This is a genomic window from Enterobacter sp. T1-1 (genome assembly GCF_000710795.1).
Taxonomy (GTDB): domain Bacteria; phylum Pseudomonadota; class Gammaproteobacteria; order Enterobacterales; family Enterobacteriaceae; genus Enterobacter; species Enterobacter cloacae.
Genome location: NZ_JALW01000005.1, coordinates 128,993 through 149,986, shown reverse-complemented (window position 1 = coordinate 149,986; position 20,994 = coordinate 128,993). Strand labels below are relative to the sequence as shown.

The window sequence follows — 20,994 nt, the reverse complement described above, 5'->3', positions numbered from 1 at the left end:
GAGGCCTCATGAAGCAACGCGCCCTGTTACTGGTCGATTTGCAAAATGATTTCTGCGCGGGCGGCGCACTGGCCGTCGCAGAAGGTGACAGCACGGTCGACGTGGCCAATACCCTGATTGACTGGTGTAAATTGCGCGGTGAAGCCGTTGTCGCAAGCCAGGACTGGCATCCAGCCAACCATGGCAGTTTTGCCAGCCAGCACGGCGTTGAACCCTTCAGCCAGGGTGAGCTCGACGGTCTGGCGCAAACCTTCTGGCCCGATCACTGCGTGCAGCAAACGGAAGGCGCCGCGCTACATCCGCTGCTGAATCAGAAAGCCATCGACGCGGTGTTTCATAAAGGCGAAAACCCGGCTATTGACAGCTACAGCGCCTTTTTCGATAACGGACATCGTCAGAAAACGGCGCTGGACGCGTGGTTACGTCACCACGAAATCACCGAGCTGATTGTGCTGGGTCTGGCAACCGATTACTGCGTGAAGTTTACCGTGCTGGACGCGCTCCAGTTGGGTTATACGGTCAGCGTCATCACCGACGGCTGTCGCGGGGTGAACATTCAACCGCAGGACAGCGCGCAGGCGTTTATGGATATGGCCGCTGAAGGCGCGACGCTGTATACGCTGGCAGACTGGCTGGAGACGCAGGCGTAGTCTTTTATGCCGGGGGGGCGGCTTCGCCTTTCCCGGTATTTCCACTCCGATCCCCATAAAGTGAACTCCCTCGCATCACCAGCGAAGCGGCAATGCTATGCTTTTCAGGCTGTTTTTTCGCCACGCTTTTTCTGTGGCGTGGTTATTTTTATTCTGTCAAAGAGGAACACCTATGAAACGTTTGCCATTGCTGGCAGCTTTACCCTTGCTTAGCGCGTCAGTTGCTTACGCCGCTCCCCTGATGTCCGTGGGCTACTTCAACGGCGGTGGTGATGTCACTGCCGGACCCGGCGGCGATATCAATACGCTTGATGTCCGCCAGATCACCCACCTGAACTATTCGTTTGGCCTTATCTACAATAACGAAAAAGACGAAACCAACGCCGCACTGAAAGATCCGGCGAAGCTGCATCAGATCTGGTTATCTCCGAAAGTGGCGTCCGACCTGGCGCTTATCCCACAGCTTCGTAAACAAAACCCGAATTTAAACGTTCTGCTTTCCGTCGGCGGCTGGGGTGCCCGCGGTTTCTCGGGCGCAGCAGCCACCAAAGAGAGCCGCGCGGTGTTTATCCGCTCGGCGCAGGAGATTGTTGAGAAATACGGTCTGGACGGGATCGACCTTGACTGGGAGTACCCGGTAAACGGCGCATGGGGGCTGGTCGCAAGCACGCCTGCTGACCGGGATAACTTCACCGCCCTGCTGAAAGAGCTGCGTGCCGCCTTCGGGCAGAAAAAACTGGTCACGATTGCGGTTGGGGCCAATGCGGAAAGTCCGAAAAGCTGGGTCGATGTGAAAGCCATCGCTCCCCTTCTCGACTATATCAACCTGATGACCTACGACATGGCGTACGGCACTCAGTATTTTAACGCGAACCTGTATGACTCCAGCGCCTGGCCGACCGTGGCGGCAGCAGATAAATACAGCGTCGATTTTGTGGTGAACAATTATCTGGCCGCGGGGCTGAAGCCACAGCAGATGAACCTTGGGATTGGTTTCTATGGGCGTGTGCCAAAACGCGCTGTGGAACCGGGCATTGACTGGAGTAAGCCCGATGCGCAAAACAATCCGGTGACACAGCCTTATTTCGGCCCTCAGGAGATCGGGTTGTTCCGATCACTTGGTTATGACCTGACCAAAGATACCTACGTGAAGTACAACGATATCGTGAAGAAACTGCTAAACGACCCGCAAAAGCGCTTTACTGAACACTGGGACGACCAGGCGAAAGTGCCGTGGCTTTCCGTGAAGGGCGCCGACGGGAAGGATCTGTTTGCCCTCTCGTATGAGAATCCACGTTCCGTCGCTATCAAAGCGGACTATATCAAAGAGAAAGGTCTGGCAGGCGCAATGTTCTGGGAGTATGGGGCGGATGATAATAACCAGTTAGCGAAGCAGCTGGCGGAGTCGCTCGGGATCTCGCACAAGTAGTGAGGCAATCAAACCCTCTCCCACAAGGAGAGGGTTAAGTGAGGGCATCAACCCACACCGTTATTGTATTTTCATCGTCGCAATCGGCTTTGGCGTGATACCAAACTCTTCCTTCAGTTCACGCTTGCTCTTCATCACCATCTGGCCGTTGGTATCGATTGTCATGTGCTGCGCATCGGTATTGTTGCGCGCCTGCCACAGCATGACCAGCTGCAGACTGTTCTCTTTTTGCTCCGGGGTTAAGGCAACGCCATCAGGCCATTTCCCCAGCTCAACGGCGGTGACCAGACGCTGATAAACTTCCGGCGTCATACCGTTAATCATGTCATCAATATTCACGATCTCTCCCTTTCAAAGGAATAATTTGCTGAATCGTTTTTTCAACCTTTAATCTGATCGCCGTTTTCATCGTCGCTAAAGCTCAGAGAAGCTGAGTTAACGCAGAAACGCTCGCCCGTTGGCTGAGGGCCATCCGGGAAGACATGCCCCAGGTGCGCATCGCAGTTGCCGCAGCGAATTTCGGTACGCACCATCCCATGCGACGAGTCAGTTAAGTAGCGGATCGCGTCATCGCTCACCGGCTCGTAAAAACTCGGCCAGCCGCAGCCAGAATCGTATTTCGTTTGTGAATTGAACAGCGGGGCGTCACAGACCAGGCAATGGTATACGCCATCGCGTTTGTTATGCAGTAAACGCCCGGTAAATGGCGGCTCCGTGCCGTGATTCTGCGTCACGTAAAACTGCATTTCTGTGAGGTTTTTTTTCAAATCGTCAGGGTTACGTTGGTTCGACATATGCTTACATCTCGCTGTAGAAACAGACACCTTTTAACCCGGATTCTAACAAAACATTAACACCCTTGCGTGCACTTTTGATCTAAACTTATGTGTCGCGAAAAGGCGGTCAGGCAATTGTGATCATGCTCACATATTTATCCTGCGAGGCCTTTAAAATTCCGGGCGCAGCCCCCATGTGGTTGCTAGCTCAAAGGGAAAGTGAGGCGAGTCAGTCGCACAAACGTTAGTCACAGGATTGATTTGTCGCAATGATTGACACGATTCCGCTTGACGCTGCGTAAGGTTTTTGTAATTTTACAGGCAACCTTTTATTCACTAACAAATAGCTGGTGGAATATATGACTATCAAAGTAGGTATCAACGGTTTTGGCCGTATCGGCCGTATTGTTTTCCGTGCTGCTCAGAAACGTTCTGACATCGAAATCGTTGGTATCAACGATCTCCTGGACGCTGAATACATGGCGTACATGCTGAAGTACGACTCAACTCACGGTCGTTTCGACGGCACCGTTGAAGTGAAAGACGGCCACCTGGTTGTTAATGGCAAAACCATCCGCGTTACTGCTGAGAAAGACCCAGCTAACCTGAAATGGAACGAAATCGGTGTTGACGTTGTTGCTGAAGCAACCGGTATCTTCCTGACCGACGAAACTGCGCGTAAACACATCACCGCGGGTGCGAAAAAAGTTGTTCTGACTGGTCCTTCCAAAGACAACACCCCAATGTTCGTTCGTGGTGCTAACTTCGAAACTTACGCTGGCCAGGATATCGTTTCTAACGCATCCTGCACCACCAACTGCCTGGCACCGCTGGCAAAAGTTATCAACGACAACTTCGGCATCATCGAAGGTCTGATGACTACCGTTCACGCGACCACCGCTACTCAGAAAACCGTTGATGGCCCGTCTCACAAAGACTGGCGTGGCGGCCGTGGCGCGGCTCAGAACATCATCCCATCCTCTACCGGTGCTGCTAAAGCTGTAGGTAAAGTACTGCCAGAACTGAATGGCAAACTGACTGGTATGGCGTTCCGCGTTCCAACTCCTAACGTATCCGTTGTTGACCTGACCGTTCGTCTGGAAAAAGCTGCTTCTTACGAAGACATCAAGAAAGCAATCAAAGCTGCTTCCGAAGGCCCAATGAAAGGCGTTCTGGGTTACACCGAAGACGACGTTGTATCTACCGATTTCAACGGCGAAGTGTGTACTTCCGTGTTCGATGCTAAAGCAGGTATCGCACTGAACGACAACTTCGTTAAACTGGTATCCTGGTACGACAACGAAACCGGCTACTCTAACAAAGTACTGGACCTGATCGCTCACATCTCCAAATAAGTTGAGATGAGTTCTTGATCCTAAAAGGCGACTTCGGTCGCCTTTTTTATTGTTTTTAGACAGAGGATTGCGTAATGATTAATAAAATTTTTGCACTTCCGGTAGTCGAACAACTTACCCCTGTGCTCTCCCGTCGCCAGATTGATGGCGCTGATGTTATCGTCGTTGACCACCCGCGTGTGAAAGCCTCCGTTGCGCTGAACGGCGCCCACCTGCTCTCCTGGAAACCGGAAGGTGAAACGGAAGTGCTGTGGCTGAGCGATGCGACCTCTTTCAAAAAAGGAGCGGCGATCCGCGGCGGCGTGCCTGTCTGCTGGCCATGGTTTGGCCCGTCAGCGCAGCAGGGACTGCCTTCTCATGGTTTTGCCCGCAACCAGCAGTGGACCCTGAAAGCGCATAACGAAGATGATAACGGTGCCGTGCTGACCTTTGAGCTTCAGGCCAATGACGAGACCCGTGCGCTGTGGCCGCACGAGTTTACCCTGTACGCCCGCTTCAAGCTGGGTAAAACCTGCGAGATTGAGCTGGAAGCGCACGGCGAGTTTGAAACGACCTCTGCCCTGCACACCTACTTCAACGTGGGTGATATCAGCGCGGTAAAAGTGAGCGGCCTTGGCGATACCTATATCGACAAAGTGGACAATGCAAAAGAAGGGAAACTCAGCGACGGCGTGCAGACCTTCCCTGACCGTACCGACCGCGTTTACCTGCATCCGGAAGCGTGCAACGTGATCCACGACAGCGCCCTCAACCGTGGCATCGAAGTGATTCACCATCATCACAGCAACGTGGTGGGCTGGAACCCAGGTCCGGCGCTCTCAGTAAGCATGGCCGATGTGCCCGATGACGGTTACAAAACGTTTGTCTGCGTCGAAACGGCCTGCGTCACTACGGCGCAAAAAGCCAGCGAAGAAAAACCGTCTCGCTTAGGGCAAACTATTCGCATTGTGAAGCGCTAAGACGCGGTATTATTTTGACCGCACCAGCACAATGCAAACGGGGCGCAAGCGCCCCGTTATAATGCAAAGATTGCACTGTTTTAATGCGCAATCAGAACTTGTAGGTCACACCGACAGAGAAAATACCCGCCCAGGACTTGTCGACCATTGGGCTGTCTTTCACTTCGTCGCTCAGACGCTCGTAACGGCCAGTACCGTATACGTTCCAGTCACCCAGGAAGTTGTAGCTCGCGGTCAGCTCCAGGTACGGATCCCAACCATCATCTGCGCTGTAGCTCTTCAGACCACTACGACGGGACTCATTCTTAGAGACGCCATAGTAGTAGTCGTTGTAGTTCTCACTGTTGTACTGCACACCAATACCTGGCGTCAGGGTTAACGCACCGTTCGTGTAGCGATAGAGCCAGGCCAGATCCCAGATAAAGCCGTTGCTGTTATCCAGCGTGTCTCCCGCCAGCGCGGTACGCAGGAAGCCATATTCGGTGTTATGCACATAAGAGAGACCCGCCATCATGGTGCTCTTACGCTTGTCGAGTCGACGCAGGGCGTGGCTGTCGCTGTCACCCGGTTTGAAGTGCGTCGGATCGTAGTAGGCCATAATGGAGAGCTTATCGGCCGTATCGTTCCAGAGATAGTAGCCGCCGCCCAGTCCACGGAACCAGAAGTTATCGCCTTCATAGGTGACAACCGGAACGGGATAAACATCACGATCATACTGTTTATACGGGCTGTTAATGACGCCAACGCCCGCACCTACCGTCCACTGGCTTTCCGCCTGTGCGGTGCTAACTGCGGTCGCGGCGAGTACGCCCAATGCCAGAAGTTTGAGTTTGGTCACAATCCATTCTTTCCTGTAGTCAAATAATCAGCGGGAGAAGTGTAACCGCCAGACCCGTACTTCCCCAAATTTTTTGCCTGCTAATCAGTTTGATTAACCCGCTATTTTTCATTTTTCAGATGACAGGCCGTTTTCACTTCTGTGACCGCAGGGTGAAAAATGCCCGTATGACATATAACGGCAATGGATATTTTTGGATGAGTTATTGATATGTCATTGAAATTAGATTTTATCAGCATGCAAGTTTTGCAAATGCCATCTACGCTTTAATTTAAGAAGAGTTTTCCTGCACGCCCCGCGGTTCTTAGCGTCTGACCTGGCACACAGGTTGCTGCTCTGGCAGTGAGGTGCGAGAGATTCTCTTCCGGGAGCCTCCACTACTCATACGAACGGCTCTTATCCTGTGCTAAAAAACGAAAGGACGGCATGCCATGAATATATTCGATCACTATCGCCAGCGCTATGAAGCTGCCAAGGACGAAGAGTTCACACTGCAGGAGTTTCTTACCATCTGTCGGCAAGATCGCAGTGCCTATGCCAACGCGGCAGAACGGCTATTGATGGCTATTGGTGAGCCAAACATGGTTGATACTGCCCAGGAACCACGGCTTTCCCGTCTCTTTTCGAATCGGGTGGTCGCCCGATACCCGGCGTTTGAAGAGTTCTATGGCATGGAAGATGCCATCGAGCAAATCGTCTCCTACCTGAAGCATGCTGCTCAGGGTCTGGAAGAGAAGAAACAGATCCTCTATTTACTCGGCCCGGTGGGTGGCGGTAAATCGTCGCTGGCTGAACGGCTGAAATCGCTGATGCAGCGCGTACCTATCTATGTACTGAGCGCCAACGGTGAACGCAGCCCAGTGAACGACCATCCGCTGTGCCTGTTTAACCCGCAGGAAGATGCGCAAATTCTGGATAAAGAGTACGGCATTCCGCGTCGTTATCTCGGCACCATCATGTCGCCGTGGGCGGCGAAACGCCTGCATGAGTTTGGTGGCGATATCACCAAATTCCGCGTCGTGAAAGTGTGGCCATCCATTCTGGAGCAGATCGCCATCGCCAAAACGGAACCGGGTGATGAGAACAACCAGGACATCTCGGCACTGGTCGGGAAAGTCGATATCCGTAAGCTGGAAAATTACGCCCAGAATGACCCGGATGCCTACGGCTACTCCGGCGCACTGTGCCGGGCAAACCAGGGCATTATGGAATTCGTCGAGATGTTTAAAGCACCCATAAAAGTGCTGCATCCGCTGCTGACGGCCACCCAGGAGGGGAACTACAACGGGACGGAAGGTATCTCTGCCCTGCCGTTCAACGGCATCATCCTGGCGCACTCGAACGAATCAGAGTGGGTCTCCTTCCGTAATAACAAAAACAATGAGGCGTTCCTTGACCGTGTGTACATCGTCAAAGTGCCTTATTGCCTGCGGATCTCCGAAGAGATCAAAATTTACGAAAAACTGCTTAACCACAGTGAGCTGATGCATGCGCCATGCGCACCGGGCACGCTGGAAACGCTGTCGCGCTTCTCCATCCTGTCGCGTCTGAAAGAGCCGGAAAACTCCAGCATCTACTCCAAAATGCGCGTGTATGACGGGGAAAGCCTGAAAGATACCGACCCGAAAGCGAAGTCGTATCAGGAGTACCGCGATTACGCGGGTGTCGACGAGGGCATGAACGGTCTGTCCACGCGTTTCGCGTTTAAGATCCTCTCCCGCGTGTTTAACTTCGACCATGCGGAAGTGGCGGCCAACCCGGTCCACCTGTTCTATGTGCTGGAGCAGCAGATTGAACGCGAGCAGTTCCCACAGGAGCAGGCGGAACGTTACCTTGAGTTCCTGAAAGGTTATCTGATCCCGAAATATGCCGAGTTCATTGGCAAAGAGATCCAGACGGCCTACCTGGAATCCTATTCAGAATACGGCCAGAACATCTTTGACCGTTATGTCACCTATGCTGACTTCTGGATCCAGGATCAGGAGTACCGCGACCCGGATACCGGACAGCTGTTTGACCGTGAATCCCTGAACGCGGAGCTAGAAAAAATAGAGAAGCCTGCCGGGATCAGCAACCCGAAAGACTTCCGTAACGAGATTGTGAACTTCGTACTGCGTGCCAGAGCGCATAACAACGGTCGTAATCCGAACTGGACCAGCTACGAGAAACTGCGCACGGTCATCGAGAAGAAAATGTTCTCTAACACCGAGGAGCTGTTACCCGTCATTTCGTTTAACACCAAAACCTCAACTGACGAGCAGAAAAAACACGACGATTTTGTCGACCGTATGATGGAAAAAGGCTACACCCGCAAACAGGTTCGTTTGCTTTGCGAATGGTATCTGCGCGTACGGAAATCGTCTTAAAACAAGTGCCCGGTAGCGTTTAACGCTCACCGGGCCGACAAAATGCAAGTTGGCAAATGCAGTACGGGGGGTATATGACCTGGTTTATTGACCGGCGTCTGAACGGCAAAAACAAGAGCATGGTGAATCGCCAGCGCTTCTTGCGCCGTTACAAAGCGCAAATTAAACAGTCGATCTCCGAGGCCATCAACAAACGCTCGGTAACCGACGTCGACAGCGGCGAGTCTGTCTCCATCCCCACCGATGACATCAGCGAACCGATGTTTCATCAGGGGCGTGGCGGCCTGCGCCATCGCGTACACCCAGGTAATGACCACTTCGTTCAGAACGACAGAATCGAGCGCCCACAAGGAGGCGGCGGCGGTTCTGGAAGCGGTCAAGGACAGGCCAGTCAGGATGGTGAAGGTCAGGATGAATTCGTCTTTCAGATCTCAAAAGATGAGTATCTCGACCTGCTCTTTGAGGATCTGGCGCTGCCTAATCTGAAAAAGAACCAGCACCGTCAGCTTAACGAATACAAAACCCATCGCGCGGGTTATACCGCGAACGGCGTACCGGCCAATATCAGCGTCGTTCGTTCGCTTCAGAACTCGCTGGCGCGGCGCACGGCCATGACGGCCGGTAAACGGCGGGAGCTGCGCGAACTGGAAAGCAGCCTGAAGGTGGTAGAAAACACAGAACCGGCGCAACTGCTGGAAGAGGAGCGCCTGCGTAAAGAGATTGCCGAGCTGAGGGCGAAGATTGAGCGGGTACCGTTTATTGATACCTTCGACCTGCGCTATAAAAACTACGAAAAACGGCCGGAGCCTTCGAGCCAGGCTGTCATGTTCTGTCTGATGGACGTCTCCGGTTCAATGGACCAGGCCACCAAGGATATGGCGAAGCGTTTTTACATTCTGCTCTATCTGTTCCTGAGCAGAACCTATAAGAACGTGGAAGTGGTTTATATCCGCCACCACACCCAGGCCAAAGAGGTGGATGAACATGAGTTCTTCTACTCGCAGGAGACCGGCGGCACCATCGTATCGAGCGCCCTGAAGCTGATGGATGAGGTGGTGAAAGAGCGTTACGATCCGGCTCAGTGGAACATCTATGCTGCGCAGGCGTCGGATGGCGACAACTGGGCGGATGATTCGCCGCTGTGTCACGACATTCTGGCGAAGAAAATTTTGCCGGTGGTGCGTTACTACAGCTATATCGAAATCACGCGTCGTGCTCACCAGACGCTGTGGCGTGAATATGAACATCTGCAATCGATGTTCGAAAATTTCGCCATGCAACACATCCGTGACCAGGATGATATCTATCCGGTGTTCAGGGAGCTGTTCCACAAGCAATCGGCCACCAGCAATGCCTGACCACACAGCCAGCGACACGCTGGCTGTTTTCTTTCCCTTTCGTCCATCCCCTTCGCAAAAAGATCTGTGCTACTGTTGGAAACTGCGTATTGGCAGATAACAGGTAAACTGACTATGTCTGATGAGGTTAAGGGTACGGCTACCCACCAGCAACTCATTTCGCTGTTAACGCAGCAAGGTGCGCGCTTTCGCGTGATGGAGCACGAGGCCGTAGGAAAATGCGAAGCGGTAAGCGAAATCCGCGGAACCGATCTGGGGCAAGGCGCAAAAGCGCTGGTCTGCAAAGTGAAGGGAAATGGTGTAAAAAAACACGTTCTGGCAATCCTGGCCGCTGACCAGCAGGCCGACCTGAGCCAGCTTGCCAGCCATTTCGGCGGCTTAAAAGCCTCTCTCGCAAGCCCGGCTGAAGTCGATCATTTGACCGCCTGCGTGTTTGGCGCTATCCCACCGTTTAGCTTCCATCCGGATCTGACGCTGGTCGCCGACCCGCTCCTGTTCGAGCGTTTTGACGAAATCGCGTTCAATGCCGGTCTGCTGGAAAAATCCGTGATCATGGATACCCAGGATTATCTGCGCATTGCCCGCCCTGAACTGGTGACGTTTCGTAAAGCGTGACCGTGATGGCTGACGCCTCTGTCAGCCTCTCTTTTCCAGAAACAGAACTGATGCGATCAAAATCACCGCAATAGCGAAAAACGATGAGGAGATAATCAGCGTTTCAACAAACATGTGATCGTTCATCTTTAGCAACCCTTTGCGATGCCTGATGCCGTTTTATCCCCTGCAAATGACACGGATATGACAATACCCTATTTTTTTAAAACGCTGTCGTCAGCCGTTTTTCCGCGTAAAGTAAGCAGGCTTACTATTCTGGCAAGGACTCCTCATGTTTGACCCTACTCTGCTTATTCTACTGGCACTCGCTGCACTCGGCTTTATCAGCCATAACACCACCGTCGCCATCTCGATCCTGGTGTTGATCATTGTGCGCGTCACCCCGTTAAACACTTTTTTCCCGTGGATAGAAAAACAAGGCCTGACGATCGGGATAATCATTTTGACCATTGGGGTGATGGCCCCCATTGCCAGCGGCACGCTTCCGGCCTCAACGCTGCTGCACTCGTTTGTTAACTGGAAATCACTGGTGGCTATCGCGGTGGGGATTTTCGTGTCATGGCTGGGTGGTCGCGGCGTCACGTTGATGAGCAGCCAGCCCTCGCTGGTGGCTGGCCTGCTGGTGGGAACGGTGCTTGGCGTGGCGCTCTTTCGCGGCGTTCCGGTGGGCCCGCTCATTGCCGCCGGGCTGGTTTCGCTGTTTATTGGGAAGTCGTAGTCAGGCTGGCAATATAGCGCGCGGGCGTTTGCCCCAGCCCCTTTTTAAACATCGTAATAAAGGCGGTGGTGGAGTCATAACCAAGTGACTGCGCCACCTGCTGAACTGACTTCCCGCCAATCAGCAGCTGCAACGCCACAATCAACTGCAGCTGATGACGCCAGCGGCGAAAGCTTAAGCCCGTCTCTTTGACCACCAGCCGCGCCAGGTTGCGCTCACTCATGGCAAAGTGGTTCGCCCATTGCGCCAGCGTCTGCCACGCGGCGGGCTCTTCCGCCATCTTTTCGCTCATAAACCGAATTTTTGGATGAGGGGAAACGGGCAGCTGTAAATGCTCCTGCCGCTGGAGCGGCAGTTCATCAAACAGCACATCCACCAGACGCGAGGTGGTGGCAAGCGGCAGTTGCTCACGCGTTTTTCCCGCCAGCGACAGAATCAGCTCCCGCACCAGCGGCGATATTTTCAGGGTACAGCACCGGTCCGGCAGACTGACGGCACCCGGTTCAATAAACAAAAAGCAGAGCTGCGCGCCTGGCGTGGCCCTGTTGCTGTGGGGCATCTGCCCGGGGATCCACACGGCATACTGGGGCGGAACCATCAGCATGGCATTTTCTACCTCACAGGTGATTGCACCACCCAGCGCCAGAATCATCTGCCCTTTGCGGTGCTGATGGAGCGGAATATATTGCTCCTGCGCTACCACGCGGATGCGAAACGCGACCGCGGCATCGAATTGGCTATCGGGATCGTAGCCGTCGAGTCCCAGACCGTTCATCAGGTTGTCCGATATTAGCGATAAACTGTCATTTTAGCCTGATTTCAACCACGGCGAAAATCGGTATTGTGTGCGCTCGCCTGAACGTATGAGAAAACAATGACTACTGCTACTCGCAAAGGCGCGCTGCTGATCGCCGGCATTCTGATGATTGCCACGACGCTTCGCGTCACCTTTACCGGCGCAGCGCCGCTGCTCGATACCATTCGCCTTGAATATGGATTAACCACCGCGCAAACCGGCCTGCTAACCACCCTGCCGCTATTAGCGTTTGCCCTTGTCTCGCCGCTTGCCGCGGGCGTAGCACGGCGTATCGGCATGGAGCGCAGCCTGTTCCTCGCCCTGCTGCTGATCTGCGCCGGGATTGCCGTGCGCTCTCTGCCCTCCGCGGCCCTGCTGTTTACCGGCACGGCGGTGATAGGTTGCGGTATCGCGCTCGGGAATGTGCTGTTACCGGGCTTAATCAAACGCGACTTTCCCGGCCAGGTTGCCCGCCTTACCGGGGCCTATTCCCTGACGATGGGCGTTTCGGCGGCGCTCGGTTCGGCGCTGATTGTTCCTCTCGCCCAGGGAGCCGCAGGCTGGCATGGCGCGCTGCTGATGCTGATGATCTTTCCCCTGCTGGCGCTGCTGCTCTGGCTGCCGCAGTGGCGCCAGAAGCAGGTCGCTACGGTGACCGGTGCAGGGGCGCTGCACAACCGCGCCATATGGCGTGCTGCCCTCGCCTGGCAGGTGACGCTCTTTCTCGGCATTAACTCGCTGATTTACTACGTCATCATCGGCTGGTTACCCGCGATATTACTCAGCCACGGCTACAGCGAAGCGCAGGCAGGCTCCATGCACGGGCTCTTACAGCTGGCCACGGCCATTCCGGGCCTTGCCGTGCCGCTGATCCTGCATCGCCTGAACGATCAACGCGGGATCGCCGGTGCCGTAGCCCTGATGTGCGCAGTGAGTGCGGCCGGTTTCTGGTTTGCACCGGCTTTGGCGGTCGTGTGGACGCTGGTGTTTGGCTTTGGCACCGGAGCAACGATGATCCTCGGTCTGACGTTCATCGGCCTGCGCGCCAGCTCTGCTCATCAGGCGGCGGCACTGTCCGGTATGGCGCAGTCGATTGGTTATCTGCTGGCCGCCTGCGGGCCTCCGCTGATGGGGAAAATTCACGATACCGCCGGTGACTGGCAGATCCCCCTTCTGGCCTGCGCGCTGGCCTCGGTGTTGATGGCCATCTGCGGCATGCTTGCCGGGCGCGACCGGGAGATCACGCCCCGCTAAAAACAGTGGCAGACCTGACGGTCTGCCTGTTATTTATCCCCGTGCCGCACGCAGCATCGCCTGTACCAACACCACCGGACGCCCCGCCAGCGCAGCACGCTCGTGCTGGAATAAGGTAATCACGAAGAACGGATGGGTGACCAGCTCTGCGGCACGGATTTCCCCCTGCTCGTCCCAGCCCGTCACGCGCATATCACCGCTCTCCAGCTCCTGCGCAAATTCCGGGGATACGCCGTAGTTGCAGTGATATCCCTCTTCAATTTCCGGCTTGCCGTAGGCTTTCGCAATAAGCGTGTTGTTACGCAGTTCAATCGCATCGGTTTTTTCCACCAGCGAGCAGGTCAGCGGCGCAATTACCATTGAGCCTTCGGTGTCCGTTTCGGCGTGCGCCGCATCGCTCCAGCCGAGCACATTACGCGCATACTCAATCAATGCATGCTGGAAACCGCCGCAGGTGCCGAGAAACGGAATGCTGTTTTCGCGCGCGTAGCGTGCAGCGATAAAGGCGGCTTCGGTATTTTTGTAGGGGCTTGCAGGAACCAGCCAGATGGCATCGTAACCCACCAGATCTTCAGGGCTGGTCAGCTCCGTCGTCGCAAGCCAGTCGTAATCAGCGGTGAGATCCAGTACTGCAGCAGCATCATCTATGGCCAGCGGGATCGCCTGGTGCGCAATCACATCGGGATTGTAATCGCCAACCAGCGCAATGCGCAGCGTCGTTTTAACCGGGAGGTGTTCCATGAAAGGTTCCTTATGCCAGAGTATTATCAGATAACATAAGGAACCTCAGACTACCGATCTTCTGCAATAATCACAATACCTTAAATTGGGAGGGGGAAATGATGATTCAGTGCAAGCGCGTCTATGAACAGGCAGCCCCGGAGGATGGTTATCGGGTGCTGGTGGACAGACTGTGGCCGCGAGGGGTGAAAAAAGCAGACCTTGTGCATGATGAATGGTGCAAAGCGCTTACGCCTTCTGACGGGTTACGTAAGGCCTTTCACAGTGAAACCATTGATTTCGCTGCCTTCAGCCAGGCGTATCGGGAAGAGCTGGCGCAGCATAAAGACGAAGGATTGCGTCTTGCAACCCTCGCCAGACAGCAAACCTTAACCCTTCTCTACGCCGCGAAAAATACCGAACAGAATCACGCAATAGTCTTAGCCGACTGGCTGCGCCATTTGTGATTAACTGGCCGTCAGCGCATCGAAGGTTTGCGGTGCCTCATCCGGCGTGAGCGGCAGCAGATGTTCGGCGCGCACAAACGCAAAACCGTGCTGATTATCAAAGGCGTAGACATCGCCCGTCACCAGCCAGAGCGCGCGATCCGCTGTGGCAGGCAGCTGCGTCATCACGCCATTGACCGGGTTAACGAAGCGCTGGCCGGGCTGGCAAAGGCCAAACAACTCAACGGATTTACCCACATTGCGACGGCCTGAGGCCGTGCGGGCACCAATGATCAACGCCATGCTGCCCGGTTTAAGCTGAAACATACTTCTCTCACGATAACGGTGGCCAGAAACTGGCTAAGAATAATCCTAAAGAGAAGTGTATCGCAATCTTTGTCCTGCTGTCACCTGGCGGGTTGCGGATGATCGCGGCGGTAGAGCTCCCATTCGTCGATCACTACGCCACCGGGCAATTTACACTCCGTACGCACGCCCTGCGGGCTCTGGATTGGGATCTGCTCTCCCCCTTTTTCCAGACAATAGACAGAGGCAGGGTTAGCCATCCCCACCCTATGCGGCGGCGGTGGGGCAACAGGTGGAGACGTTTTTGTGGTACAGGCCGCCAGGGGTAGCGCGAGAGCCAAAAGCAGAAATCTCATCGTGTTGATCCTTTTTACATCATCAGAAGATAAGGGTAACGGGTCGCCGTCGCTTTCTCCATCATTTCTCCATTTTAACTGCACTTTTCAACACTATAGTGAGGCGTGTTCTCCTTATGACCAGAGAACATCATTCCGTAATCAAGATGTCTTTGCCCCGGTCTCAACAACGGGGCCTTTTTCTCCCCTGCCTGCTTCTGGTGGATATATAAAATTCTCACCATTCATGTTTTACTATGGCTGAAGTCGAAATTTTCAGCATAACATGCAGATGCAGACGTCTTGTGCATGGGAGTCAACCTACGTCATGTCAGATATCATCCTGGCCCGAGTGTCAGAAACGCTCACCACGGAACAATCCCTTGAAAGTCTCGTTCGCCAGTTGCTGGAGATGCTGGAACTTGTGACCGAAATGGAGTCGACCTACCTGACGAAGGTCGATATCAATGCCCGTCTTCAGCATATTTTGTATGCCCGAAACAGTAAGCAGATGCAGATCCCGGAGGGACTAAGCGTGCCCTGGGGCGATACATTGTGCAAACGTGCGCTGGACAGTGACACCATTTTCAGTAACGAGGTTCCTGAACGCTGGGCGGATTGCGATGCCGCAAAAGCGCTCGGTATTACCACGTACATGAGCGTGCCGGTTCACCTGGCGGATGGTTCCCTGTACGGCACGCTCTGTGCGACCAGCACGGAAAAGAAGCTGCTCAGTGAACGCGGCGAACACGTGCTAAAACTCTTTGCCGGGCTGATTGCCCAGTATATTCAGAAAGAGTCGTTGCTTTCTCAACTTCGAGAAGCGAATGCAGCGCTCATCGCCTACTCCTTTACCGACGTTCTCACCGGTTTACCCAACCGCCGCGCCATCTTTGAAGATCTCAACACTCTGTTTTCTTTAGGCCGCCACCTTAAACGCAACGTAATTATCGCTTTTATCGATCTGGATGATTTTAAACGGATTAACGACCAGTACGGGCATGAAGCAGGCGATCAATTCCTCATTGAAGTCGGCAAACGTCTGTCAGATGAAAAGACCGAAGACGAGATTATCGGCCGCCTGGGGGGCGATGAGTTCCTGGTAGCCTGCCTGAGTAAAGCGGAAAATCAGGCTGATGAGGGCCAGATTAACCTGCTCAGGGCGCGGCTTCGCGACCGGATTGCCGGCCAATACGGGTTGGGCAGTGTGAGTATTGTGTACCCGGGTGCAAGCCTGGGAGTTGTCGAAGTTGATCCTGCCGGGATGGATCCGGACAGCGCATTACGCGTCGCGGATGTTGCGATGTATCAGGATAAAAAGGGTAAAGGCAAAACGCGCTTTCACGTTTTGGATTAACCCCGTACACTCTACGGCATTCTGAAAACCAAAACAGGTGATGGCATGAGAATAGGGATCCTCTTCCCGGTCGTTATTTTTATAACGGCGGTGGTTTTTTTAGCATGGTTTTTTGTCGGTGGTTACGCGGCTCCGGGAGCATAAATGAGAAAAACCACCCTCATTATGCTGCTCGTCGCCATCGTCGCCGTTGCTGGCACGCAATTTGGCTGGTGGTAACACCGCAACGTAAAAAGGCCGCCATCTGGCAGCCTTTTTTAACGCTTATCAAACTTAGCTTTTGATTTTTCTGTAGATAAACAGAACAACCAACGCGCCGATCACGGCGACAGCAAAACTGCCGAAGTTGAAACCGTCAACTTTGCCAAACCCGAACAGCGTACTGATCCAGCCGCCGACGACCGCGCCGACAATACCCAGTATCACGGTAACGATAAAACCACCGCCATCTTTGCCCGGCATGATCCACTTCGCCAGAATACCCGCAATAAGCCCAAAGATAATCCAGGATAAAATTCCCATAACTTTCCTCTCTGTATGGTTTTTGTCATTAAATCAACGACACAAAAAGGATAGCACAGGATCCGGGAAAGGAAATTTGTGATTAGTATCACAGCGAGAGAGTGCGCATTTAGTATCCAAAACCGCACCACACGAAATGTGGGGTTGCAACTTAAGATGAGAAAGATTATCTTTCTCAACACTGAATAGTTGAGTTAAACACTCAGGTATTCAGTACGACATTGCTCACATTGCTTCCAGTATTTTTGCCCACGCTTTAGTGGGCATTTTTTTGCCCGCTTATACGGCGATAAAGGCATAGCGGTTGCGTCCTACGCGTTTTGCCTGATAGAGCGCCTGGTCAGCCGCAATAATAATGTTCTGCTGGCTGCCTGCAATGTCAACGGCACGTGCGGTTGACACCCCGACGCTGACCGTTACCCGTCCAAAGGGGCTAAAGGCATGCTCAATATGCAGTGAAAATACATTGCGGATGATCGTCTGGGCCAGGCGGATGGCTTCCTGAATATCGGCGTCTGGCAGGATCAGCGCAAACTCTTCGCCGCCATAACGCGCCACAAGCTGGTTGTTGCGGGTGAGGCTCTCTCTGAGGCTATTCCCCAGTAGGGTAAGGCATCGGTCTCCTTCTGGGTGACCGTAGTTATCATTGTATTTTTTGAAATAATCGACATCGACAATGAGGATAGAAATTGGCGTGTCGTTATCCGCACACGTGGCGATTTCAGACAGAATTTTTTCATCAAACGTGCGGCGGTTGAAAAGCCCCGTCAGCGCATCTTCAGAGGCTATTATCTTGAGCTCTTTGTTATCTCTGGTTTTTCTGGACAGATCTGAATAGAGGAAATAAGACGCGACGATAAGCGCCACGGTAAAAATAAGAATGAGTACGGCGAGCTGAATGGCCTGCTTACGCCAGGCTGCAAGTGCTTCTTCTTTACTCACTGCAACGGTGGTGACCAATCCGTAACGTTTGTTTTTCTCAAAAGCGAAAATGCGTTCGACTTTATCAAACCGCGAAACCGAGCTGGCAATCCCGGAATTTTGTACCTTCAGGTATTCTCTGAACAGGGGTGAGTCTGAAACAATCGCGCCAATGTAGTTATTTTTAAACGGATAGCGAACCAGCAACACGCCGGATTGTGTCGTGAGGCCAATGACACCAGCATGGCCAATATTAATCTGCCCGTAGAGTGCCAGAAAATTTTCGATTCCAAGCGTCACCACGACAACGCCGTTAAAGTCTCCGGTCTGCGTTTCAAGCCGTCGACTGATCGTAATCACCCATTTCCCGTTCGTTCTGCTCACGACCGGCTGGCCAATAAAAATCTGCTGACTTTTATTTTCCTTGTGATAGATAAAAAACGATCTGTCAGCCCCTTTTCGCGGCCCGGAAAAACGTCCGTACAATGCCGTGAAGATGTCACCATTGACATCGTAAATAACCACATTGTTAATCTGGCTAAGAAGATTATCCTGGTTTTCTATTATCCGCTGAATATTGGTCGCCTGTTCCGGGGTCATACCATAAATGTCGATCATGTCTGAAATGGTGGTGATCAGCATTTCGCTTTGACGCATGATCCCCTCAGTATAAACATCCAGGGTATGGCTCAGGTTAGCAACGCCGGTATTAATTTGCTGAATTGACTGCTGTCTGGACGTGGTAATTTGGACCGCAAGCGACAACGAGATGATCAACGAGACAATGATGACAGTAATGGTTGTTGTGTAAAAAGTATTTTTCACATGCACGAGCTTTTCCACCTTATCACGCCTGACATCCCTGGCTGACAACTCGTGTCACTGTAACAAAGGTCAGGATAAGAGGAAAATAAATTGCACTTAAGCGCACAATAAGAAGCGGTTATTATTTTGCTTCACTAAAATTTGCGTCAGGGTTATTACGGAGATCCCTGGCACCTGCCGTTCTCCCCCGTGAGTACCAGGCTTGTACCCTGCCCCGGCTGTGTTAAGATTCACCCCATCAGGGAGCTGACAGGATAACCGGAAAATGAAAAAAATCATTGCCGTTGCTATCGTATCAACGATTCTGGTCATTCTGTCTCTGTATACGGTGAACGCGGTTATCATCAGCCAGCAGAAGGATAAACAGCGTGAGATCGCCCAGACGCTTTTGCACTATTCCGAAGGATTATCCGAAAGCATCGCGCTGGCCCTTAAAGAGGTAACAACCCGAGGCTGCGATCAAACCAGCCTTGATCGCTACAGAAAGCTAAAACTCGACAGCCCCTATTTTTCCGATATCGGTTTTGTTGAAAATGGGCAAGTCGTCTGTACTGCCTTTTGGGGTAAGCTCGCCACTCCAGTCCCTCTACCGACAGAACTCCATAAAACACCAAGAGGCTTTCTGTTAGCGCAGTTTTCGAGAAAAGATTTTTTCACTGGCAACGCGGCAATCTATAATAATGTGATTATTTTCACCTCGCGTTATGCCTACGATAAATTCATGCCGGTTACGGCAAACTATGCGCTGAGTACCACGACGAAAGATTTCGACCGCACTTTTTTCTCGGTTAAGCCAGATGTCATAAAACACCACTGGCCAGATTCAGCGCTATTTACCCTGATCCTGACGCAGTGCAGCACGCGATGGGACATATGCGTTACGGTGAAGCATTACGACGCGGGCCTGGCTTCGCTCCCCGTTGTGGTGTTTATTCTTCTGACGACTATTTTGTATTTTATCTGGACCGCAATCTCGTTGTTTTTCATGCGCATTTACGAAGATCGCTTCTCACTGGAGCGAACGCTGGTTAAGGCGGTAAAAAACAATTCTATCAGCGTTAACTACCAGCCGATTATACGTATCCAGGATAAAAGCATTGTCGGGGTAGAAGTGCTGTCGAGATGGCGCGATTATCATCGCACCGATGTCTCTCCGGAACTGTTTATTCCTTTAATAAAGAAAATTGGGCTGTACCGACAGTATTATATTAATATTATTGAAAAATCGCTGTCTGAGATCGCACCGCTTGTCATTAAACATCAGCTGATGATTTCGCTGAACGTTGGGCGAACAGAGATTGAAGATGGACAGTTTATCCAGACGTTACGTCGTGAATGTGCATTTAATCACATCCCCCTGTCTTTGATAAAAGTGGAACTTTCAGAAAAAGCGGTATCCAGTGCAGATATTCTGGAAGGGTTTTGTCTGGAGCTGAAAAAACTTGGGGTGAGAATATCGATAGACGATTTCGGCGTGAAAAACTCAAACCTGGACCGACTCTCTCTGCTGGAATATGACGAAATCAAAATCGATAAGTCGCTGGTGGACGGTATCAATGAACATTATAAGCAGAATATTTTTGCTATTTTTTGCGATGCGCTTGCCAGGCTCAACAAAACGCTCGTTTTCGAAGGGGTGGAAAGTGAAACCCAGTATCGTTTTATTGCGGACAGGTATCCTGACGCTCTAATCCAGGGGTGGTACTTCTCAAAATCACTGACACGCAGTGAACTGGCGAAGAAACTTACGATGAGAATGCCCTTGCGGGCTACTCGTTCCCCCACTGATTAAGGAAATTCGCAATATCATCGATGCGTGCCGTGCGGATCCCCGCCTCACTGGCCATTTCCTGCTGGGCTTCCTCGCTGATTTCCTCGTTGCTCGTTAACCGCGTCAGCAGCAGCTGGAAATAGTACGCCAGCGCGTCATGCTCTGACTCACTGACTGGTTCAGCGGTTTCCGTCGAATACTCATCGACGATGTCATAATATTTAAGCGGAATATCGTTGTTCATAAACAGTCTCTCGTCTGTCATTTAGCGGGTGATGCACCGAGTATAGCGGACGCATTACGTTGACCAAAGTATTAGATAAGCAGCGCAAGTAAGGCAGCGAGAGCCGGCATAGCCTGAACATAGAGGATTTTTCGACTGGCAGTCGCTGCGCCAAAAATTCCGGCAAGTAGCACGCAGCTCAGGAAAAAGACGGTCACAGGGACACCGCGCTCTCCGAGCCAGAGTCCCCAGAGCAGACCCGCCGCCAGAAAACCGTTATACAGCCCCTGATTCGCAGCCAGTACGCGGGTTTCACGCGCAAAATCGGGCGTGAGATTGAAAGCCTTGTGCCCGGTTTTGGTGTTCCACAGGAACATCTCCAGCACCAGAATATAGAGATGGATTAACGCAACAATAACGATAAGTACAGTGGCTAACATAAGGCTGTCTCACA

The 20,994-nt window shown here is 52.7% G+C and carries 26 protein-coding genes; 14 read left to right on the top strand and 12 right to left on the bottom strand.

Annotation, left to right across the window (positions count from 1 at the left end):
• The first annotated feature begins 8 nt into the window (after positions 1–8).
• A complete protein-coding gene (gene pncA, locus AK59_RS0103055; protein WP_029881996.1) occupies positions 9–650 on the top strand; it encodes a bifunctional nicotinamidase/pyrazinamidase in 642 nt (213 codons plus the stop codon).
• A gap of 172 nt (positions 651–822) precedes the next feature.
• Positions 823–2,079 carry a glycoside hydrolase family 18 protein gene (locus AK59_RS0103050; RefSeq protein ID WP_029881995.1) on the top strand — a complete coding sequence of 419 codons (1,257 nt, stop codon included), beginning with the start codon at positions 823–825 and terminating at the stop codon, positions 2,077–2,079.
• A 60-nt stretch (positions 2,080–2,139) separates the two neighbouring features.
• Here the strand turns inward: AK59_RS0103050 and AK59_RS0103045 are convergent, their stop codons facing one another.
• Positions 2,140–2,418, bottom strand: coding sequence for a YeaC family protein (locus AK59_RS0103045; protein WP_013097051.1), 279 nt, complete (start codon positions 2,416–2,418; stop codon positions 2,140–2,142).
• A 41-nt stretch (positions 2,419–2,459) separates the two neighbouring features.
• Entirely contained in the window at positions 2,460–2,873 is a 414-nt protein-coding gene (msrB, locus tag AK59_RS0103040; protein WP_013097052.1) for a peptide-methionine (R)-S-oxide reductase MsrB, read from the bottom strand.
• A gap of 341 nt (positions 2,874–3,214) precedes the next feature.
• On the opposite strand from msrB, the gene gapA reads away from it, so the two are divergent.
• Positions 3,215–4,210, top strand: coding sequence for a glyceraldehyde-3-phosphate dehydrogenase (gene gapA / locus AK59_RS0103035; protein ID WP_013097053.1), 996 nt, complete (start codon positions 3,215–3,217; stop codon positions 4,208–4,210).
• A 74-nt stretch (positions 4,211–4,284) separates the two neighbouring features.
• Positions 4,285–5,169, top strand: coding sequence for a D-hexose-6-phosphate mutarotase (locus AK59_RS0103030; protein ID WP_013097054.1), 885 nt, complete (start codon positions 4,285–4,287; stop codon positions 5,167–5,169).
• A gap of 91 nt (positions 5,170–5,260) precedes the next feature.
• On the opposite strand, the gene AK59_RS0103025 is transcribed toward AK59_RS0103030, so the two are convergent.
• Positions 5,261–6,007, bottom strand: coding sequence for a MipA/OmpV family protein (locus tag AK59_RS0103025; protein WP_013097055.1), 747 nt, complete (start codon positions 6,005–6,007; stop codon positions 5,261–5,263).
• Between the two features lie 431 nt (positions 6,008–6,438).
• Here AK59_RS0103025 and yeaG point away from each other — a divergent pair, with 431 nt between their 5' ends.
• The 3 genes from yeaG to AK59_RS0103010 all read left to right on the top strand — a co-directional run bounded on the left by yeaG (position 6,439) and on the right by AK59_RS0103010 (position 10,346).
• Positions 6,439–8,373, top strand: coding sequence for a protein kinase YeaG (gene yeaG / locus AK59_RS0103020; RefSeq protein WP_013097060.1), 1,935 nt, complete (start codon positions 6,439–6,441; stop codon positions 8,371–8,373).
• Between the two features lie 74 nt (positions 8,374–8,447).
• Positions 8,448–9,731: a YeaH/YhbH family protein gene (locus AK59_RS0103015; protein WP_013097061.1), complete on the top strand. Its 1,284-nt coding sequence runs from the start codon at positions 8,448–8,450 to the stop codon at positions 9,729–9,731.
• Positions 9,732–9,845: 114 nt separating this feature from the next.
• Positions 9,846–10,346 (top strand): YbaK/prolyl-tRNA synthetase associated domain-containing protein, encoded by a 501-nt coding sequence (locus AK59_RS0103010; protein WP_013097062.1) that lies wholly within the window; start codon positions 9,846–9,848, stop codon positions 10,344–10,346.
• Positions 10,347–10,367: 21 nt separating this feature from the next.
• On the opposite strand, the gene yoaI is transcribed toward AK59_RS0103010, so the two are convergent.
• Positions 10,368–10,472 carry a small membrane protein YoaI gene (gene yoaI, locus AK59_RS1000000125205; RefSeq protein ID WP_020690334.1) on the bottom strand — a complete coding sequence of 35 codons (105 nt, stop codon included), beginning with the start codon at positions 10,470–10,472 and terminating at the stop codon, positions 10,368–10,370.
• Positions 10,473–10,617: 145 nt separating this feature from the next.
• Between yoaI and AK59_RS0103000 the strand changes: the two genes are divergently transcribed.
• On the top strand, positions 10,618–11,064 hold the full coding sequence (locus AK59_RS0103000) for a DUF441 domain-containing protein (protein WP_008500737.1): 447 nt from the start codon (positions 10,618–10,620) through the stop codon (positions 11,062–11,064).
• Here the strand turns inward: AK59_RS0103000 and AK59_RS0102995 are convergent.
• Entirely contained in the window at positions 11,048–11,839 is a 792-nt protein-coding gene (locus tag AK59_RS0102995) for an AraC family transcriptional regulator (RefSeq protein WP_013097064.1), read from the bottom strand. The two genes, AK59_RS0103000 and AK59_RS0102995, sit on opposite strands and share 17 nt — an antisense overlap.
• A gap of 99 nt (positions 11,840–11,938) precedes the next feature.
• On the opposite strand from AK59_RS0102995, the gene AK59_RS0102990 reads away from it, so the two are divergent.
• Entirely contained in the window at positions 11,939–13,114 is a 1,176-nt protein-coding gene (locus AK59_RS0102990) for a CynX/NimT family MFS transporter (protein ID WP_029881994.1), read from the top strand.
• A 33-nt stretch (positions 13,115–13,147) separates the two neighbouring features.
• Here the strand turns inward: AK59_RS0102990 and AK59_RS0102985 are convergent, their stop codons facing one another.
• The gene (locus tag AK59_RS0102985) at positions 13,148–13,855 is read right to left on the bottom strand and encodes a CTP synthase C-terminal region-related (seleno)protein (RefSeq protein ID WP_014831497.1); all 708 of its coding nucleotides are present in this window, start codon (positions 13,853–13,855) and stop codon (positions 13,148–13,150) included.
• 101 nt (positions 13,856–13,956) lie between these two features.
• Here AK59_RS0102985 and AK59_RS0102980 point away from each other — a divergent pair, with 101 nt between their 5' ends.
• Positions 13,957–14,301 carry a DUF488 domain-containing protein gene (locus AK59_RS0102980; protein WP_013097067.1) on the top strand — a complete coding sequence of 115 codons (345 nt, stop codon included), beginning with the start codon at positions 13,957–13,959 and terminating at the stop codon, positions 14,299–14,301.
• On the opposite strand, the gene AK59_RS0102975 is transcribed toward AK59_RS0102980, so the two are convergent.
• Entirely contained in the window at positions 14,302–14,607 is a 306-nt protein-coding gene (locus AK59_RS0102975; RefSeq protein WP_013097068.1) for a hypothetical protein, read from the bottom strand.
• A gap of 80 nt (positions 14,608–14,687) precedes the next feature.
• Positions 14,688–14,942: a putative hemolysin gene (locus tag AK59_RS0102970; RefSeq protein ID WP_029881993.1), complete on the bottom strand. Its 255-nt coding sequence runs from the start codon at positions 14,940–14,942 to the stop codon at positions 14,688–14,690.
• Positions 14,943–15,249: 307 nt separating this feature from the next.
• Between AK59_RS0102970 and AK59_RS0102965 the strand changes: the two genes are divergently transcribed.
• Genes AK59_RS0102965 through yoaJ form a run of 3 tightly spaced genes read left to right on the top strand, consistent with a single transcriptional unit; the run spans position 15,250 to position 16,497 of the window.
• Positions 15,250–16,278, top strand: a complete 1,029-nt coding sequence (locus AK59_RS0102965; protein ID WP_029881992.1) for a sensor domain-containing diguanylate cyclase — start codon at positions 15,250–15,252, stop codon at positions 16,276–16,278.
• Between the two features lie 45 nt (positions 16,279–16,323).
• On the top strand, positions 16,324–16,422 hold the full coding sequence (locus AK59_RS1000000124885) for a YoaK family small membrane protein (protein WP_014883431.1): 99 nt from the start codon (positions 16,324–16,326) through the stop codon (positions 16,420–16,422).
• Positions 16,423–16,497: a protein YoaJ gene (yoaJ, locus tag AK59_RS1000000125420; protein WP_071830143.1), complete on the top strand. Its 75-nt coding sequence runs from the start codon at positions 16,423–16,425 to the stop codon at positions 16,495–16,497.
• Positions 16,498–16,551: 54 nt separating this feature from the next.
• Here yoaJ and AK59_RS0102960 read toward each other — a convergent pair whose 3' ends face one another.
• Positions 16,552–16,800, bottom strand: coding sequence for a GlsB/YeaQ/YmgE family stress response membrane protein (locus AK59_RS0102960; protein ID WP_008500746.1), 249 nt, complete (start codon positions 16,798–16,800; stop codon positions 16,552–16,554).
• 279 nt (positions 16,801–17,079) lie between these two features.
• Positions 17,080–18,564, bottom strand: a complete 1,485-nt coding sequence (locus tag AK59_RS0102955; RefSeq protein WP_442854865.1) for a sensor domain-containing diguanylate cyclase — start codon at positions 18,562–18,564, stop codon at positions 17,080–17,082.
• 247 nt (positions 18,565–18,811) lie between these two features.
• Here AK59_RS0102955 and AK59_RS0102950 point away from each other — a divergent pair, with 247 nt between their 5' ends.
• Complete coding sequence (locus AK59_RS0102950; protein ID WP_029881990.1) at positions 18,812–20,338, top strand: EAL domain-containing protein; 1,527 nt, start codon at positions 18,812–18,814, stop codon at positions 20,336–20,338.
• On the opposite strand, the gene AK59_RS0102945 is transcribed toward AK59_RS0102950, so the two are convergent.
• Both AK59_RS0102945 and AK59_RS0102940 read right to left on the bottom strand, forming a co-directional pair.
• Positions 20,316–20,561: a YmjA family protein gene (locus AK59_RS0102945; protein WP_029881989.1), complete on the bottom strand. Its 246-nt coding sequence runs from the start codon at positions 20,559–20,561 to the stop codon at positions 20,316–20,318. The genes AK59_RS0102950 and AK59_RS0102945 overlap by 23 nt on opposite strands.
• 71 nt (positions 20,562–20,632) lie before the next feature.
• On the bottom strand, positions 20,633–20,980 hold the full coding sequence (locus AK59_RS0102940; protein WP_029881988.1) for a DUF1304 domain-containing protein: 348 nt from the start codon (positions 20,978–20,980) through the stop codon (positions 20,633–20,635).
• Positions 20,981–20,994 lie beyond the last annotated feature (14 nt).

What these genes read in the sequence shown, in the direction of transcription:
- AK59_RS0102965 (WP_029881992.1), top strand. Translation starts at nt 15,250, where the DNA reads ATGTCAGATATCATCCTGGCCCGAGTGTCAGAAACGCTCACCACGGAA.
- AK59_RS0102950 (WP_029881990.1), top strand. Translation starts at nt 18,812, where the DNA reads ATGAAAAAAATCATTGCCGTTGCTATCGTATCAACGATTCTGGTCATT.
- pncA (WP_029881996.1), top strand. Translation starts at nt 9, where the DNA reads ATGAAGCAACGCGCCCTGTTACTGGTCGATTTGCAAAATGATTTCTGC.
- AK59_RS0102985 (WP_014831497.1), bottom strand. Translation starts at nt 13,855, where the DNA reads ATGGAACACCTCCCGGTTAAAACGACGCTGCGCATTGCGCTGGTTGGC.
- AK59_RS0103010 (WP_013097062.1), top strand. Translation starts at nt 9,846, where the DNA reads ATGTCTGATGAGGTTAAGGGTACGGCTACCCACCAGCAACTCATTTCG.
- AK59_RS0102970 (WP_029881993.1), bottom strand. Translation starts at nt 14,942, where the DNA reads ATGAGATTTCTGCTTTTGGCTCTCGCGCTACCCCTGGCGGCCTGTACC.
- yeaG (WP_013097060.1), top strand. Translation starts at nt 6,439, where the DNA reads ATGAATATATTCGATCACTATCGCCAGCGCTATGAAGCTGCCAAGGAC.
- AK59_RS0102980 (WP_013097067.1), top strand. Translation starts at nt 13,957, where the DNA reads ATGATTCAGTGCAAGCGCGTCTATGAACAGGCAGCCCCGGAGGATGGT.
- AK59_RS1000000124885 (WP_014883431.1), top strand. Translation starts at nt 16,324, where the DNA reads ATGAGAATAGGGATCCTCTTCCCGGTCGTTATTTTTATAACGGCGGTG.
- AK59_RS0103000 (WP_008500737.1), top strand. Translation starts at nt 10,618, where the DNA reads ATGTTTGACCCTACTCTGCTTATTCTACTGGCACTCGCTGCACTCGGC.
- AK59_RS0103050 (WP_029881995.1), top strand. Translation starts at nt 823, where the DNA reads ATGAAACGTTTGCCATTGCTGGCAGCTTTACCCTTGCTTAGCGCGTCA.
- AK59_RS0102940 (WP_029881988.1), bottom strand. Translation starts at nt 20,980, where the DNA reads ATGTTAGCCACTGTACTTATCGTTATTGTTGCGTTAATCCATCTCTAT.
- AK59_RS0103030 (WP_013097054.1), top strand. Translation starts at nt 4,285, where the DNA reads ATGATTAATAAAATTTTTGCACTTCCGGTAGTCGAACAACTTACCCCT.
- gapA (WP_013097053.1), top strand. Translation starts at nt 3,215, where the DNA reads ATGACTATCAAAGTAGGTATCAACGGTTTTGGCCGTATCGGCCGTATT.
- AK59_RS0102975 (WP_013097068.1), bottom strand. Translation starts at nt 14,607, where the DNA reads ATGTTTCAGCTTAAACCGGGCAGCATGGCGTTGATCATTGGTGCCCGC.
- yoaI (WP_020690334.1), bottom strand. Translation starts at nt 10,472, where the DNA reads ATGAACGATCACATGTTTGTTGAAACGCTGATTATCTCCTCATCGTTT.
- msrB (WP_013097052.1), bottom strand. Translation starts at nt 2,873, where the DNA reads ATGTCGAACCAACGTAACCCTGACGATTTGAAAAAAAACCTCACAGAA.
- AK59_RS0102945 (WP_029881989.1), bottom strand. Translation starts at nt 20,561, where the DNA reads ATGAACAACGATATTCCGCTTAAATATTATGACATCGTCGATGAGTAT.
- AK59_RS0102960 (WP_008500746.1), bottom strand. Translation starts at nt 16,800, where the DNA reads ATGGGAATTTTATCCTGGATTATCTTTGGGCTTATTGCGGGTATTCTG.
- AK59_RS0102990 (WP_029881994.1), top strand. Translation starts at nt 11,939, where the DNA reads ATGACTACTGCTACTCGCAAAGGCGCGCTGCTGATCGCCGGCATTCTG.
- AK59_RS0102995 (WP_013097064.1), bottom strand. Translation starts at nt 11,839, where the DNA reads ATGAACGGTCTGGGACTCGACGGCTACGATCCCGATAGCCAATTCGAT.
- AK59_RS0103015 (WP_013097061.1), top strand. Translation starts at nt 8,448, where the DNA reads ATGACCTGGTTTATTGACCGGCGTCTGAACGGCAAAAACAAGAGCATG.